Annotated in this window: 12 protein-coding genes, 4 tRNA genes and 3 pseudogenes; 2 read left to right on the top strand and 17 right to left on the bottom strand. The window is 37.4% G+C overall.

Annotated features, from left to right (window positions below; all coding sequences use genetic code 11):
• Positions 1-186: 186 nt before the first annotated feature.
• The 13 genes and pseudogenes from nadA to ybgC form a co-directional block, all read right to left on the bottom strand.
• Positions 187-1226, bottom strand: a pseudogene (nadA, locus tag ACLKMH_RS08425) (quinolinate synthase NadA).
• A gap of 184 nt (positions 1227-1410) precedes the next feature.
• Positions 1411-1486: transfer RNA gene (locus tag ACLKMH_RS08420), tRNA-Lys, on the bottom strand.
• Between the two features lie 270 nt (positions 1487-1756).
• Positions 1757-1832 (bottom strand) — tRNA-Lys (locus ACLKMH_RS08415).
• Between the two features lie 240 nt (positions 1833-2072).
• A tRNA-Lys gene (locus ACLKMH_RS08410) sits at positions 2073-2148 on the bottom strand.
• Positions 2149-2217: 69 nt separating this feature from the next.
• Positions 2218-2293 (bottom strand) — tRNA-Lys (locus ACLKMH_RS08405).
• 322 nt (positions 2294-2615) lie between these two features.
• A complete protein-coding gene (ybgF, locus tag ACLKMH_RS08400) occupies positions 2616-3302 on the bottom strand; it encodes a tol-pal system protein YbgF (RefSeq protein ID WP_413701594.1) in 687 nt (228 codons plus the stop codon).
• A 32-nt stretch (positions 3303-3334) separates the two neighbouring features.
• Entirely contained in the window at positions 3335-3763 is a 429-nt protein-coding gene (pal, locus tag ACLKMH_RS08395) for a peptidoglycan-associated lipoprotein Pal (RefSeq protein ID WP_413701593.1), read from the bottom strand.
• A complete protein-coding gene (locus ACLKMH_RS08390; protein WP_413701592.1) occupies positions 3729-3884 on the bottom strand; it encodes a hypothetical protein in 156 nt (51 codons plus the stop codon). The genes pal and ACLKMH_RS08390 overlap by 35 nt, the downstream gene beginning before the upstream one ends.
• Positions 3885-3911: 27 nt before the next feature.
• A pseudogene (tolB, locus tag ACLKMH_RS08385) lies at positions 3912-5236 on the bottom strand (Tol-Pal system beta propeller repeat protein TolB).
• A gap of 13 nt (positions 5237-5249) precedes the next feature.
• Positions 5250-6260, bottom strand: coding sequence for a cell envelope integrity protein TolA (gene tolA / locus ACLKMH_RS08380; RefSeq protein ID WP_413701591.1), 1011 nt, complete (start codon positions 6258-6260; stop codon positions 5250-5252).
• Positions 6250-6687 (bottom strand): protein TolR, encoded by a 438-nt coding sequence (gene tolR, locus ACLKMH_RS08375; RefSeq protein ID WP_413701590.1) that lies wholly within the window; start codon positions 6685-6687, stop codon positions 6250-6252. The genes tolA and tolR overlap by 11 nt, the downstream gene beginning before the upstream one ends.
• An 8-nt stretch (positions 6688-6695) precedes the next feature.
• On the bottom strand, positions 6696-7379 hold the full coding sequence (tolQ, locus tag ACLKMH_RS08370) for a protein TolQ (RefSeq protein WP_413701589.1): 684 nt from the start codon (positions 7377-7379) through the stop codon (positions 6696-6698).
• A complete protein-coding gene (ybgC, locus tag ACLKMH_RS08365) occupies positions 7369-7773 on the bottom strand; it encodes a tol-pal system-associated acyl-CoA thioesterase (protein WP_413701588.1) in 405 nt (134 codons plus the stop codon). The genes tolQ and ybgC overlap by 11 nt, the downstream gene beginning before the upstream one ends.
• A gap of 150 nt (positions 7774-7923) precedes the next feature.
• On the opposite strand from ybgC, the gene ACLKMH_RS08360 reads away from it, so the two are divergent.
• Complete coding sequence (locus ACLKMH_RS08360) at positions 7924-8271, top strand: NUDIX hydrolase (RefSeq protein WP_413701587.1); 348 nt, start codon at positions 7924-7926, stop codon at positions 8269-8271.
• A gap of 260 nt (positions 8272-8531) precedes the next feature.
• Here the strand turns inward: ACLKMH_RS08360 and tesB are convergent, their stop codons facing one another.
• The 4 genes and pseudogenes from tesB to thrA all read right to left on the bottom strand — a co-directional run bounded on the left by tesB (position 8532) and on the right by thrA (position 14209).
• A complete protein-coding gene (gene tesB / locus ACLKMH_RS08355; RefSeq protein WP_413701586.1) occupies positions 8532-9416 on the bottom strand; it encodes an acyl-CoA thioesterase II in 885 nt (294 codons plus the stop codon).
• Positions 9417-9512: 96 nt separating this feature from the next.
• Positions 9513-10793, bottom strand: a complete 1281-nt coding sequence (gene thrC / locus ACLKMH_RS08350) for a threonine synthase (RefSeq protein ID WP_413701585.1) — start codon at positions 10791-10793, stop codon at positions 9513-9515.
• Positions 10790-11746 carry a homoserine kinase gene (thrB, locus tag ACLKMH_RS08345; protein ID WP_413701584.1) on the bottom strand — a complete coding sequence of 319 codons (957 nt, stop codon included), beginning with the start codon at positions 11744-11746 and terminating at the stop codon, positions 10790-10792. Before thrB ends, thrC begins: the two co-directional genes overlap by 4 nt.
• Position 11747: 1 nt before the next feature.
• Positions 11748-14209, bottom strand: a pseudogene (thrA, locus tag ACLKMH_RS08340) (bifunctional aspartate kinase/homoserine dehydrogenase I).
• Positions 14210-14833: 624 nt separating this feature from the next.
• Here thrA and arcA point away from each other — a divergent pair.
• Positions 14834-15550 carry a two-component system response regulator ArcA gene (arcA, locus tag ACLKMH_RS08335; RefSeq protein WP_413701583.1) on the top strand — a complete coding sequence of 239 codons (717 nt, stop codon included), beginning with the start codon at positions 14834-14836 and terminating at the stop codon, positions 15548-15550.
• Positions 15551-15622: the final 72 nt, after the last annotated feature.

Below are 15622 nucleotides of genomic sequence, written 5' to 3'. Positions count from 1 at the left end.
ATTAAGTTCCAAGTATTTTGTTTACCAAAAAATATAGAGTAAATGCTCAGGTCTAAGCTATTTATGCTTGGTTCAAGGCGAAAAAGCGCAGTTTAGTGGTTTAAATGAGCATTTTTCAACGATGAAATTAGCTTAAATAGCGACGCCCTGAGTAGTTACACCAAAGTTAAGCATTCCCTTTTACTTTCAACTGTCTGCTCTCGTCGCAAATTGAAGCATGCGATCAAGTGAAACTAATGCACCTTTGGCGACACTTTCGTCGACATTTACTTCATGTCCAGAAGTATCAACTAGCGCACTATGAATAGCTTTAAGACCATTCATCGCCATCCACGGACAATGAGCGCAACTTTTACAGGTTGCACCATTTCCAGCCGTTGGTGCGACAAAGAGTTCTTTATCCGGACAAGCTTGTTGCATTTTAAAGAAAATACCTGTGTCTGTAGCAACAATCAGTTGTTTATTAGGTAAGGTTTTAGTTGCGTTAATTAATTGACTAGTTGAACCAACTACGTCAGCCATATCTACAACACTTTTCGGAGATTCAGGGTGTACTAGAATAGCCGCATCAGGATAAATTGCTTTCATATCTCGTAATGCAGAGGCTTTAAACTCATCATGTACAATACAATCGCCCTGCCACATGATCATATCTGCTTGGGTTTTCTTCTCTATATAACTACCTAGATGACGATCAGGTCCCCAGATTATTTTTTTACCTTCACTGTCTAAATGCTCCACAATTTCCAGGGCAATACTAGATGTTACTACCCAATCTGCACGTGCTTTAACGGCGGCAGAAGTATTGGCATAAACAACAACTGTGCGGTCTGGATGCTCATCACAAAAGGCACTAAACTCTTCCACAGGGCAACCTACATCTAAAGAACAAGTTGCTTCTAACTCAGGCATTAATACTGTTTTATGAGGCGTCAATATCTTAGCAGTTTCCCCATAAAACGAACACCAGCAATAATAAGCGTTTTAGCCTTATGATCACGACCAAATCGAGCCATCTCTAAGGAGTCAGCAACATAACCACCGGTTTCTTCTGCTAAGGCTTGTATTTCAGGATCGGTATAATAATGAGCGACGAGTACCGCATCTTTTTCAATCAATAGTTTTTTTATTTTTTCTTTGTAGTCTGATTCTTCCTGTACAGATAAAACAGCTGGTTTTGGGGGAAATGGATAATCAGATCCAACAAGGGGTGAAAATTTGCTCATCATCGACTCTAGGATTTTAAAATGGAAACAAATTATACCATGGGGCTTAAAAATGCCAAGTTAGCAAATTAATTTGGGAATAATATTGATAAAAATAGCTATTCGAATTAAATAGAAATTTAATACTGAAAAATAATATTTTGAAAAAATAGAGGAGGTTTTTAATTCAAGAGTTCAAGAAAGGTGGTGGGCCGTGAAGGATTTGAACCTTCGACAAATGGATTAAAAGTCCACTGCTCTACCAACTGAGCTAACGGCCCATATATATAAATATGGCTTGGTTTTATTTCTTAATACGCCTTTTAATAAATTAAAAGTTTATCAATAGCTCTACCAACTGAACTAACGACCCATATATAAATATGGTTTGGCTTTATTTTTTCAATACACTTTTTAAATAAATTAAAAGTGTATCAATAGCTCTACCAACTGAACTAACATTCCATATATACTTTAGCTACGAGCTATCAGTCGACAGCTTTTAGCTCTTACTTATAACTGATTAGCTAGAAGCTAACGGCTAAAGAAGGTGGTGGGCCGTGAAGGATTTGAACCTTCGACAAATGGATTAAAAGTCCACTGCTCTACCAACTGAGCTAACGGCCCATATATAAATATGGTTTTGGTTTTATTTTTTAATACGCCTTTTAATAAATTAAAAGTGTATCAATAGCTCTACCAACTGAACTAACGCTCGATATATAAATATGGCTTGGTTTTATTTTTCAATACACCTTTTAAATAAGTTAAAAATGTATCAATAGCTCTACCAACTGAGTTATTTACAAATTTATATTTTTCTTCTTACTAACAGCTGATAGCTTGAAGCTGATAGCTATATTGAAGTGGTGGGCCGTGAAGGATTTGAACCTTCGACAAATGGATTAAAAGTCCACTGCTCTACCAACTGAGCTAACGGCCCATATATAAATATGGTCATATTTATATTCTAACTAACAGCTGTCAGCTAAAAACTGACGACTTAAGAAAGTGGTGGGCCGTGAAGGATTTGAACCTTCGACAAATGGATTAAAAGTCCACTGCTCTACCAACTGAGCTAACGGCCCATATATAAATATGGTTTTGGTTTTATTTCTTAATACGCCTTTTAATAAATTAAAAGTGTATCAATAGCTCTACCAACTGAACTAAAGTTCCATACATAAATATGGCTTGGTTTTAACATACGAAAACATTAAAACCGAAGTTAAGGTTTACATGAAGCAAGTCACATTCCCTCTCAACTGCGGCGTATAATATACAATAATTTTGAGAGCGCAACAAAAAATTTGCCCTTTCTTTCTGTTTGTTGAGAAAACAAACAATTTATTATATTTTGTTTAAATTATCTGCCTTACATTTCTTTTAGGCGTTTGCTTGCAAGACTGGTCATGCGGATGAGTCTGCATATTCTTTTAATACTTTTTCATAAAAAGCCTTAGCAGAATCCTTTTTACCTAAGTATTCATCGATAATACCAATTTTAAATAATGAATCGGCACGTTTATTTGAATCGGGATACTTTTCTGTCACGATTAAAAAGGCATTACGCGCCTCTTCTCGTTTTTTCTCTTTATAAAGTAGTTGGCCTAACCAATACTGTGAATTTGCAATAAGAGAGGAATCTGGATGGTCTATCACAAAAGCTTCAAAGGCAGTAATCGCTTGGCTATAATTTTTTTCAATTAATACTAAGTCTACTGCGACTTGATAAGCTGATTTTTCATCTACTGAAACTGATTGACTATTTCCAGCTACATTATTCGCCGGAGCTTTAGCCATTTCAGCTTTTTGTTCATCAATAAGTTGATATAGATTTCGTTGGCGGTTTTCAACTTGTTCAAGTTTATGGTTAAACAATTCTAAACTACCACGTATCTGACTAACTTCTTGAGATATTTGGTCAAGTTGGTTTTGAAAACGTATCTGCATTCGATTACGGCTTTCAACCAAACGATTTAAATCATCAATTTGTTTTTGAATTCCCACACTACCAGTCGTTGAGGTAACGTCACTAACAGGCGCGATACGCAAAACTTGAGGCGGAGAAACAAGTGGCGATAAGTATCGCCACATTAAAGGTCATTTTCTTCATACTAATCAATTAATTAATAAGTAAGTTCAGCACGACGGTTTTCAGCTTGAGCCGCTAAATCATGCCCGAAATTAACAGGTTTTTCTTCGCCGTAACTAACAATTGTTAATTGGCCAGAAGATACGCCCATATTTTCTAAATAAGTCGCCACAGAAGTCGCACGACGTTCACCTAATGCAATATTGTATTCAGGTGTTCCTTGCTCATCGGCGTGACCTTCGATAGTCAAAGACTTGCTAGGATTGTTTACCAAATACTTTGCATGTGCATCAAGTATAGAAGTAAAACGTGGTGCAATTGTTGATTTATCAAATTCAAAGTGAATTGTTCTTTCTAGAATTGCAGCTGTGTATTCTTGAACAAGTTGCTCTTCCATTGTTAGCTCAACAGCTTCAATCACATTTGTTTCAACATTGCTTGCTGTTGTTGTAGCCTGTTCCATTCGCCGCATTTTTGTTTGTTTCAGATGAGTCAGCATCGCTGTCACTATTTGAACTACATGCACCTAACGCAAGCATTGGTAATGCAATTAACAAACTTTTTGAAATTTTTGAAAAATTCATTTTTCTTCCTTATTTTACTTTGAATAGTTAATTTAAAAATGGAGACCATGCTGGAGACTTAACATCACCATTTGTCGCTGGAATATGCGCTTTAAAACGCCCATCCATCGATACTAATGCCAACCCTTTGTTACCTTGATACACAGTACTGTAAATTATCATACTACCATTAGGCGCAACACTTGGCGATTCATCTAATTGTGTTTGAGTTAAAGTTCTTAACTCTCCAGAATCAAGATCTTGCACAGAAATTTTATAATTCCCGTTATTGCGACTCACCAATACTAGACTATCACCATCAGGCGTAATTGTACCACCTAAATTCATTTCACCTTCCCAAGTTAAGCGTTTTGTTTTACCAGATGTGAGCTCGACTTGATAAATCTGAGGTCGTCCACCTCTCTCAGATGAGAAAATTAAGCTTTGTCCATCGGGTGACCAACTTGGTTCAGTATCTATGACTCTGTTTTCAGTAACTCTATCAAGTTGTTTTGTAGCAATCGTCAAAACATAAATTTCAGGCTGACCATCCTTTGATAAAACTAATGCCAGCTTTTTACCATCCGGAGACCAACTAGGCGCACCATTGATTTTCGGATAAGAAGTCATTAATTCACGCTTCTGCGTATACAAATCCTGAACATAAATTTGTGAACGTTTTTGCTCAAAGCTCACATAAGCCAGCTTTTGTCCGTCAGGAGACCAAGATGGTGACATAATAGGTTGTTTAGAACGCAAAACTAATTTTTCATCGTATCCATCATAATCAGAAATACGCAATTGGTAAGGGTGCGAGCTTTCATTATCAACCGCAACATAAGCAAGACGCGTTAAGAAGGCACCACGATCACCGGTAAGCTTTTCGTAAACAACGTCGCTAATGCGATGTGAAAACTGGCGAAACTGTTTTGCATTAACGGTACTACGACGTTTATCCATCACTGGTGAATATTCAGACATTCCCATATTGCCTGTTACGACATCTAATAATTCGTAGGTAATAATAAATTCATCTGCTTTAGGCGAAGGGCTAACTTCCCCCATAACAATAATTTCTACTCCCATGTCGTGCCATAAGCTGTAGTCTAAATTTTGACTGCTTGAAGGTGTTTTTGGCATTTTATCAATAGAAATTGGACTAAACTGACCACTGCTTCGTAGGTCATTAGCAATAATTTCAGAAAAATCATACTGACTCACACCGCCACCTAACCATTTAAAAGGGATCACGGCAATCGGGCGAGCAGTGTTTACCCCTCTGTTATCAAGATTTCTAAACGAGCCGAAGCGGGTGCAGAAACCGTTAATAATGAAATTGACATGGATAGTAACAACATTATACGTACAAACATTTTTAATTATTCCTTAAAGTTCTGGCTCTAAAGTGATATCAAAATCTCTAAATTGTGGTGCAATTTCAGGATCTTTCGGAATCGGTAATATTTTGGCTTTAAACGTCGCGCGTTTAGCAGAGTCACATAATTTTGCATCTCCTTTACTCTGTGTGACATTTAGTACTAAACCATCAGGTGCTAAACGAATCGCTAAAGTACAACTTTTCCCTTTCATGCTTGGATCTATTTGCCAATTACGGCTAATTTTATCGCGAATAAGCGCTTGATAACGAGCGATCTCTGAAAGTTGCTTAGAGCTTTGTGCACTCGAAAATGAATCTTCGAACTCCTCTTGCATTTGCTTATCAAGTTCTGCTTGACGTAATCGTTCTGCTTTTTCTGTCGCTTCTTTACGCGCTTTCGCCTCTTGCTCTGCTTTTAATTTTTCTTGTCTTTCTTTCTCTTCTTTTTCAGCTTTTATTTTTGCTTCCTTCGCTAACTTTTCTTGTAAAGCTTTTTCTGCTTTTAATTTTTCAGCTGCAACACGCTCAGCTTCTTCTTTTTGTTTTCTAATGCGTTCTTCTTCTTGTTTTCTTTTAGCATCTGCGTACCGCTTTTGCTTTTTTAGCTTCTTCTTTCGCTCTTTCTTCTTTAGTCGCAACAATTTCTTCAAAAGTATCCGTTCTTCTTCTTTTTGTTTACGTTCGGCTTCTGCCTTTTGCTCTTTGATGCGCTTCTCTTCAGCTTGTTTTATTTTTTGCGCGACTAATTCTTTTTCGCGCTGAATACGTGCTTGCTCTTGTCTCTTTTGTTCTAGCTCTCTTTTCTCTGCAGCTGCAACATCGGATTTTTGTTGTGCTTTCTTTTCTGCTAAATCATCAAATAACTTTTGATTGATCATAGAAGCATTTATCACTGTCGCCTCTGGTTTGGGTTTATCCTTTAAAAAGTCAAAATCCAAACCCAATAGCATGACTGCACCAACAATCAAATGCAGTGCAAGTGCGGTGATGAAAGCAATAAATGTCGTGCTATTTTTCATTTTCCACCGGCTCAGTCATTAAACCTAGAGAAGGCACGCCCGCCTCCTGCAATAAAACCATTAATTCAACAACACGTTTATAGGGTACGTCTCCGTCACCTTTAACAACAAATTGTGCTTCTTTATCAGAATCAAGTTGTGCTTTTACTAATGCACTCATCTCATCGGCACTCAGTGCTGTTTCACCACTTTCACCAACATCTAAATAATACAAGCCTTGTTTATCTATTGATGCAATCAATGGTGGTTTACTATCAACAGACAATGGCTCTGCTGAAGACTGTGGTAAATCAACCTTAACACCTAAAGTCACAGTAGCCGCCGTTGCCATAAAAATAATCAACAGTACCAACATAACGTCTATGTATGGCACCACATTTATTTCAGCAACGATTTTACGTCTTGGTCTACGATAAGAATATTGCATAACCGCCCTTACTCGTTTTCAGTCATTGCTTGGCGATGCAAAATAGAAGTAAATTCTTCCATCAAGTTAATATAAGCCGTTTCGATTTTTGCCATACGCGTTGCAAATCGGTTATATGAAATAACAGCAGGAATAGCGGCAAACAACCCCATCGCTGTTGCGATGAGTGCCTCTGCAATACCTGGCGCAACCATAGTTAATGTTGCTTGTTGTACCTGTCCAAGTGCAATAAATGAGTTCATTATTCCCCAAACAGTTCCAAACAAACCAATATATGGACTAATTGAACCAATTGTTGCTAGTGCTGATAAACCATTCTCTAACTCTTCTACTTCACGAGATAAGGTAATTCTCATGCTACGATGAGCACCTTCGGTAACACTATCCGCATTACGACCAGGCATACGATGCAAACGAGAAAACTCTTTAAAACCGCTATAGAATATTTTCTCTCCTCCTACAATGTGATCACTGCGGGCGACCGTTTCCTTGTACAAACGACTAAGATCATGCCCTGACCAAAAGCGCTCCTCAAAATGTACTAAGGCTCTTTTTGCTGACTTTAACATTCTCGCGCGAGAAAAAATCAGTGTCCATGAATAGATAGACATTCCTAATAGCAATAACATTACAAATTTAACAAGCATACTGGCTTGTAAAAATAGACCTATAAAAGACATATCAGCGTGCACTGGACATTACCTCAATAATTTCAGCTGGAATAGCTGTGGGTTTCATTTTCTGTAGATTAACACAGGCAATTAGAGTGGAAGCTTGACAAAGAAGTTCCCCATTTTCATTAAATATTTGTTGTTTAAACACAAGACTTGCTTTGCGATAGCTTTCAACCTCTGTTTTCACAGAAAGCAATTGGTTAAATCGAGCAGATTGAATACAATCCATTTCTACTTTTTTTACCATAAACGCGATGTTTTGTTCAAGTAACGCATCCTGCTCAATATTTATTTCACGTAGACATTCTGTTCGCCCACGTTCAAAAAACTTCATATAGTTGGCATAATAAACAACGCCACCAGCGTCAGTATCTTCGTAATAAATACGGATTGGTAAAGTAGAAATTAACACTCTGTTTTTCCATTAATAGTTAATAACACTACGCTACTATAAAGAAATGTTTTTGTCGAATGATGTTAAGGTTTTGTGTAAAAAATAGCGTATGCTATTTAACATGAAATTATTCTTGAGTTAAATAAACACATTAAGAGCCCACAATCTATGGATAGAGATTCATTTTTAACGCGCTTTTTATTGTCTCCAATGGAGGCAAATAATGATATCTATATGCAACAACAGATACGACCTAAAAAATTAAAAAAAGCGGCGGTTTTAATTGCGCTGGTGCAACGACAAGGCATATTACATGTTATTTTAACCGAGCGCGCTCTGCACCTAAGGCATCACCCAGGTCAAGTTAGTTTTCCAGGTGGAAAATATGAGCATTTTGACCATAGTTTACAACAAACTGCAATCCGAGAAACTCATGAAGAGATTGGTATTCATCCTAGTTTAGTCGACATCATTGGCCAATTACCCCTTTTAAAACAAACAGCGGTTTTGAAGTAACCCCCTTTGTTGCTTTAATTGATAAAAAATTAAAACTTAATATAGATGAACAGGAGGTAAAGTCAGTTTTTGAAGTGCCACTACATTTTTTATTAGATGAAGGCAATATCCATAAACAACACTTAGTTGCCAATAAGCAACGTCCTTATACTTACTGTATTAGCTACCAGAATTATTTTATTTGGGGGGCAACTGCAAAAATATTAAAAAATTTGCAGTTGAATTTATTAAGCAATAAATAAGGTAAATATTTCTCCTAATTACTCTTTATTTGTTGCCTTTTTAAGATGTTTTTTGCGAATTAAACCTTCCTGTATCGTTGATGCTACTAATACACCTTCACGAGTAAAAACTTGACCGCGCACTAAACCTCGACCATCTGAAGCAACAGTGCTTTCAACGGCATAAAGCAACCATTCATCTAATCGAAAGTCTTGATGGAACCACATGGAATGATCAATCGTGACCACCTGCATGCCCTCTGACAAAAAGGAAACACCATGTGGCTGTAACGCGGTTGGTAGGAAGTTAAAATCTGAAGCATAAGCTAACAAATAACGATGAATACGCAAATCATTTGGCATTTTGCCGTTCGCTTTAAACCACACAAGTCGTTTAGCTGGCTCTACTTCGGGCTCTACGGGATGAACAAAACTTACAGGGCGCATCTCAATAGGCTTTTCACAAACAAGCTTATCGCGAATACTATCAGGAAGAATATCGGAGTGGATCAGCGCCATTTCTTGTTCAGAAATTAAATCTTCAGGTGCGGGAGCATTTGGCATTTCATCTTGATGTTCAAAGCCTTTTTCAGGAGCCTTGAAGGAAGCTGTCATATAAAAAATAGCTTTGCCATCTTGAATCGCTTTAATGCGTCGAGCAGATAAACTGCGTCCATCTCGAATTCGCTCAACATCGTAAACGATCGGCCTATCGGTTTTCCCTGGACGTAAAAAATAAGAATGAAATGAATGAACACGTTGGTTTTCTAATACCGTATCTTTGGCGGCAGAAATGGCTTGTCCCATTACTTGCCCACCAAATACAAGTCCCAAGCCGAGATCTTGGCTTTGTCCTCGAAATAAATTTTCTTCCAATTTTTCTAAACTAAGTTGATCCAATAGATCATTTAAGACTTTACCCATTTTTAGCTCCTTTCCAAAAACAGAAAAGAGCGTTTAAAACGCTCTTTTAATTAATCTTCTTTGTTGTTTAGTCTATCACCTGCTATTGATAAGCAATTATAACGACATTAGCAATTGACGTACCTGTGCAAAGTCCACAGGCATTTCCTTAGAAAGTAACGCTAAATCAGCACGTGAAGCAAGCTCTTCAGGTATAAATATGTCGCGACCTAGAATTTCTTCTACACTTTCTTTGAATTTTGCAGGGTGTGCCGTACAAAGGAATAAACCAGTTTCACCCTCTGCTAATTGTTTTGATAGTTCACTGTAAGCGATTGCACCATGAGGCTCACATAAATAACCTAATTTATCCATCGCAACTAAGGTTTCTTTAGTCTCTTGGTCACTCAGTTTTCCGTAACCTAATTCACTTAAAGACCAACCTTTCACTTTAAATAACTCTTCGATACGAGGCCAATTATTTGGAGCACTTACATCCATCGCATTTGAAAGTGTTGGAATAGTTGTTTTAGGTGTCCAAGCTTCGCCAGCTAAATAACGCGGTACTGTGTCGTTTTCGTTAGTTGCGACAATAAAACGTTTGATTGGCAAACCTAATGCTTTTGCTAATAAACCAGCTGTTAAATCACCAAAATTACCACTTGGCACAGAGACAACCAAATCTTTACGTTGCGTTTCATCTAGTTGAGCAAATGCTTCAAAGTAATAACAAATTTGAGCAACAAGACGACTGATATTAATTGAATTTGCTGAATTTAGACCAATCGCTTGTTTTAGTTCTTGATCATCAAATGCTTGTTTTACCATCGCTTGACAGTCATCAAATGTACCTTCAATTGCAATCGTAGTAATGTTGCCACCTAATGTACAAAATAACTTCTCTTGTAATGGGCTAATTTTTCCCTTCGGATAAAGGATAACCACATCAATGTTTTCCATACCGTAAAAAGCATGCGCAACAGCGGCACCAGTATCACCAGAGGTTGCCGTTAAAATTGTGATTTTTTTATCTTGCTCTTTAAACGAAGCTAAACATTGCGCCATGAAACGGCCACCAAAGTCTTTAAATGCAAGTGTTGGTCCGTGGAAAAGTTCAAGGGCATTGATTGAGTCTGTTACTTTCTTAACCGGTGCTTCAAAGGTAAATGCTTGAGAAACAATATTATGAATCGTATCTTTGCTCAACTCGTCACCGATAAGGTGCGATAAAATTTCAGTTGAGCGATCAACTAAATTTAACTTAAGCAATCCTTCAATATCATTTAAAGGCGTGATGGTATCCGGGAAAAATAGCCCTTGTCCACGTCCTAAGCCTTGTTTAACGGCTTGTTGAAAACTGACTTGCTCAGTATTGTCGGAGATGTTGTATAAATTCATAGTTCTGTTCCTAACACGCGCGCACCCTGTTCATCAAGGTGGCAAATATGACAAAATCCTTCATCATTTTGAAGGAAATTTTCGTTTAACCAATTCTGTAAAGATTGAGCTTGATTAAGATCCGTCATCACAGCAAAAACCGTTGGACCGGATCCTGAAATACCCATCGCTAAAGCACCACATTGTTCAGCAAACAAACGTGCTTCTTTAAAACCTGGGATTAATTGTGCCCGATAGGGCTCTGCAATCACATCTTTTAACATTTTAGATGCTAAATCAGGTTGATCGCTATGACAAGCATGAACAAAAGCACCTAAGCGTCGACCATAAGTTAGTGTCTCACTTAAGCGATATTGTGCCGGTAAAATATCACGAGCGATTGCCGTTGAAATAGTAATACCAGGGTAAGCAACTACCCAATACCAATGTTTAAATGAAGGGATAGTTTGACTAATAACCCCTCCTTCATTGATCATCAATTGCATGCCACCTAAATAACAGGGAGCAACATTATCATAATGCACGCCACCACTGATAATACCTTCCATTTCACCCATAATAGCAAGCATAACGCTTTCATCAAGAGGATGTTTGTGCAATGCATTTAAAGCTTCTAAGGCCGCCACTATAGAACTTGAACTAGAGCCTAATCCACTTCCGACTGGTAAGTTCTTTTCTAAAGTGATATCAACATTTAATAGGCTTGTTGATGTTTTTAATAACGCTTCTTTGAAGGCTAAATAACAATCAAAAACAATATTCTTTTTAGGATCTGTCGGTAATTTATCTGCAAAACGCCCGACGACGCTAAAAGTAAAGGCTTCATTACCTTCACTGATTTTCACTCGATCACCAAGTTGCTGACCGTCGATAGGCGTTAAAGCGCCTCCTAATACATCAAAACCAACACTCACATTTGCAGTTGAAGCCGGTGCGTAAACGACAAGAGACATATTAAAATTCCTGCTTCCAGTTGAGGGTACGTAAAACATCCGCAAAAACACCCGGCGCAGTTACTTCAGTACCTGCACCATAACCGCGTAATACTAATGGGATCGGTTGATAATATTGACTATAAAATGCCAAGGCATTTTCACCGTCTTTCACTTTATTGAGTGGATCCTCCGCATCAACGGCTTCAATACTACATTTACATTTTCCATCTACAATACTGCCGATATAACGTAATACTTGATTGTTTTCATCCGCTTTTGCTTGTAATTTTTTGAAGTAAGCATCCGCTTCTGGTAAACGAGCCATAAACTCATCTGCCGTCCCTGTATCATCAAAACCAGGTGGTAATGCTTGTTCAATCTCAACGTCTTCCAGTGAAATTTCCATACCTGCTTCACGCGCTAGAATAAGTAACTTACGCGCAACATCAGTACCACTTAAATCATCACGAGGATCTGGCTCTGTAAAGCCCATGTTACGCGCTTCTGTTGTTACCTCAGAAAATGATTTACCTTCATCTAATTTACCAAAAATAAAGGATAATGAACCAGATAAAATACCATTAAACTTAACCAGTTGATCACCTGCATTAAATAGGTTCTGCATATTTTCGATAACCGGTAAGCCAGCACCTACGTTTGTATCGTATAGGAACTTACGACGTTTCATTAAGGCCGTTAAACGTAGCTGATTGTAATAATCCATACTGCTAGTATTGGCTTTTTTATTTGCTGTCACAACATGGAAACCAGCACCTAAAAAGTCAACATAACGCGCGGCAATCGCATCATTACTTGTACAGTCAACGATCACAGGGTTAATAATATGAGACTCGTTAACCAGCGTTTGCATTTTAGACAATGATAATGGTGACGTTTCGTCTTTTAACAGATCACGCCAGTTATCTAAGGAGATACCCTGAGCATCCATCAACATAGCGCGACTATTTGCAATGCCACAGACACGAATTTGAATATGACTTTCTGCTAGTCGAGATTGCTGACGATAGATTTGATCAACTAATGCGCCACCAACACCACCACAACCAATTAGGAATACATCAATATATTGCACACTAGCAAAGAATTTTTGATGACAAGCAATTACCGCTTCCTGTGCTTTTTTCTCAGAAACAACCACAGAAATAGAACGCTCTGAAGAGCCCTGAGCAATCGCTGTAATATTAATTGATGCTTCTGTTAATGCTGTTAAGAAACGAGCGGCAACGCCCTTTGCCTTTTTCATGCCATCGCCCACTAGGGAAATGATTGCCTGTTCTTTGATAAGCTCAAGAGGCTCAAGTAAGTTATTAGCAAATTCTAAGCTAAATTCTTCTTTTAAAGCATCTACAGCTTTCTCAGAATCGGCAGAAGAAATACAAAAACTCAAACTATATTCAGATGATGATTGGGTAATTAATATAATAGAAACACCGGCACGAGATACAGTGCTGAATATACGTCCAGCCATGCCTACAATACCTTTCATACCAGCACCAGAAATACTGATCATGGTTAAATCTTTAAGGTCTGAAATCCCTTTCACTTGTAATTCCTCATCACTTTGCTCGGCACCGATTAAAGTACCTGGCGCCTGTGGATTATGGGTATTCTTAATCAAACAAGGAATATGATGCTGTGCAATCGGTGCGATTGTTTTAGGGTGTAATACTTTTGCACCAAAATAAGAAAGCTCCATCGCTTCTGCATAACTTAGTGAGCTTAATAACTTAGCATCTTTTACTAAACGCGGATCGCGACTGTACACACCATCAACATCGGTCCAAATCTCACAGCACTCTGCTTTTAAACACGCGGCTAAAACAGCGACAGAATAATCTGAGCCATTGCGTCCAAGTACTAATGTTTCGCCTTCTTCGTTACCTGCGGTAAAACCAGGCATTAAATAAATGGCATTTTTAACAATGTCTTGTTTCTCAAACAAAGCTCGTGATGTTTCAATATCGATTTGCGCTTCAAGGTAACCACCTTTCTTGGCAATCAACATAGATTGAGGTTTGATAACTTCAACCGTATGACCTTTAGCAATCAGTAGCTGTTTCATGCAAGCAATGCTAAGCAATTCACCTTTACTTAAAATTTGTGCTTCAATGCTAGCAGGACACTGAGATAATAAACGCACCCCTTCAAGCAAATCACTTAAATGTTTTAACTCACGTTCAAAAATCGTTTTTAATAATTCATCAGCCAATTCAGAATAGGTACTTTTTAAACCTTTAATTAAGTCTGCAAATATGCGTTGAATATCAACTAAATGTGTCTCTGCAGATAAACCCTGGCTGGTTTTATCTACCACAGCAACCAAATTATTGGTGACACCAGCAGGCGCTGATAACACTAAAGCAATTTGAGTTTGTTGCTGATTATTGATAACAATATCTGCAACTTGATTGAAACGTTCGGCATTTGCTAATGATGTCCGCCAAATTTAAGTACACGCATTTAAAATTCCTACTTTCTGATATAAAAAAACCCGCAAAAAGTCGCGGGTTTTAAAAATGGTTCATCTCATTAATTTAACAATGCTTGCCGATTGTTTATAAAGAACGGCTGAAAAAAGGTTAAATTGATGAAATAAACACTGAAACATACTTTAAATTAACTTCTTATTAGATAAAAAACGAAATTGCATTGTAGCAAAGCTTTTAAGAGTGTTAAACAATTCGTCGATTAATAACCGTATTTATAATTTTTGTCTATTAAATTCACACCATATAAGCCCTTAGTTGAACGAGCAGGTTGATACATGTCAAGGAACAATCTCTAATTTATCCTGTAATAAATAATCTAGTTGTTATCTTTATGTTAACTATTTATAGTATTCCCCTAAAATAGCGAGATATAAGATGTTGAATGTCACATTCATCAAATATCAAGGTACAAAAGGTGCGATTTACATCAACATAACAGCTATACATGTAAAATAATTGTTTAAATCCGTTATCGTTAATATATTCGAAGTAAAACACAAGCCATCTCATTTCCGTGTTGTCTTTAACGTTAATCAATAATTAAACCCGTTATTAAGCATTTAAAGAATACAGAATTTAAAAATAGGAGAGACGTATGTCTACAGCTAATATACTTATCGTTGAAGATGAGTTAGTGACAAGAAATACACTAAAAAGTGTATTTGAAGCAGAAGGTTATCAAGTTTTTGAAGCTAATGACGGTAACGAAATGCATAATGTTATCAGTAATAACAGTATCAATTTAATTATTATGGATATCAATTTACCAGGTAAAAATGGATTGTTATTAGCCAGAGAACTAAGAGAAATTCAAACCATTCCGCTGATTTTCTTAACAGGTCGCGATAATGAAGTAGATAAAATACTAGGTCTTGAAATTGGTGCCGATGATTATATTACTAAACCATTTAATCCACGTGAATTAACTATCCGTACGCGTAACTTATTAACTCGTACGATGCAGGATAATATTTACTTTGAAGAAGTGCGTAAAAAAGTTGAAAACTACAAATTCAGTGGTTGGACTTTAGAAATTGACAGCCGAGCACTGATCAGCCCTCGCGGTGATCTATTCAAACTGCCTCGTAGTGAATTCCGTGCAATGTTACATTTCATTGAAAATCCAGGAAAAATACAAACTCGTGCAGAATTATTAATGAAGATGACTGGACGGGAATTAAAAGCCCAAGATAGAACGGTTGATGTGACCATCAGACGTATACGTAAACATTTCGAAAGTGTACCGGAAAGTGCAGAAATTATTGCTACTATCCACGGTGAGGGCTACCGTTTCTGTGGTGAATTAGAATAGAAGCGATTAATTAACCTAATCGATTCAATTATAAAAAAAGCGCTTTTAGCGCTTTTTTTATAATTAATCATA

The organism is Psychromonas sp. KJ10-10 (assembly GCF_047323245.1).
Taxonomy (GTDB): domain Bacteria; phylum Pseudomonadota; class Gammaproteobacteria; order Enterobacterales; family Psychromonadaceae; genus Psychromonas.
This window is presented reverse-complemented; position numbering and strand designations above follow the sequence as displayed.

Bases quoted from the DNA above. Each gene is read 5' to 3' on its own strand.
- ybgF (WP_413701594.1), bottom strand. From the start codon at position 3,302: ATGTGGCGATACTTATCGCCACTTGTTTCTCCGCCTCAAGTTTTGCGT.
- pal (WP_413701593.1), bottom strand. From the start codon at position 3,763: ATGGAACAGGCTACAACAACAGCAAGCAATGTTGAAACAAATGTGATT.
- ACLKMH_RS08390 (WP_413701592.1), bottom strand. From the start codon at position 3,884: ATGAATTTTTCAAAAATTTCAAAAAGTTTGTTAATTGCATTACCAATG.
- tolA (WP_413701591.1), bottom strand. From the start codon at position 6,260: ATGAAAAATAGCACGACATTTATTGCTTTCATCACCGCACTTGCACTG.
- tolR (WP_413701590.1), bottom strand. From the start codon at position 6,687: ATGCAATATTCTTATCGTAGACCAAGACGTAAAATCGTTGCTGAAATA.
- ACLKMH_RS08360 (WP_413701587.1), top strand. From the start codon at position 7,924: ATGGATAGAGATTCATTTTTAACGCGCTTTTTATTGTCTCCAATGGAG.
- tesB (WP_413701586.1), bottom strand. From the start codon at position 9,416: ATGGGTAAAGTCTTAAATGATCTATTGGATCAACTTAGTTTAGAAAAA.
- thrC (WP_413701585.1), bottom strand. From the start codon at position 10,793: ATGAATTTATACAACATCTCCGACAATACTGAGCAAGTCAGTTTTCAA.
- thrB (WP_413701584.1), bottom strand. From the start codon at position 11,746: ATGTCTCTTGTCGTTTACGCACCGGCTTCAACTGCAAATGTGAGTGTT.
- arcA (WP_413701583.1), top strand. From the start codon at position 14,834: ATGTCTACAGCTAATATACTTATCGTTGAAGATGAGTTAGTGACAAGA.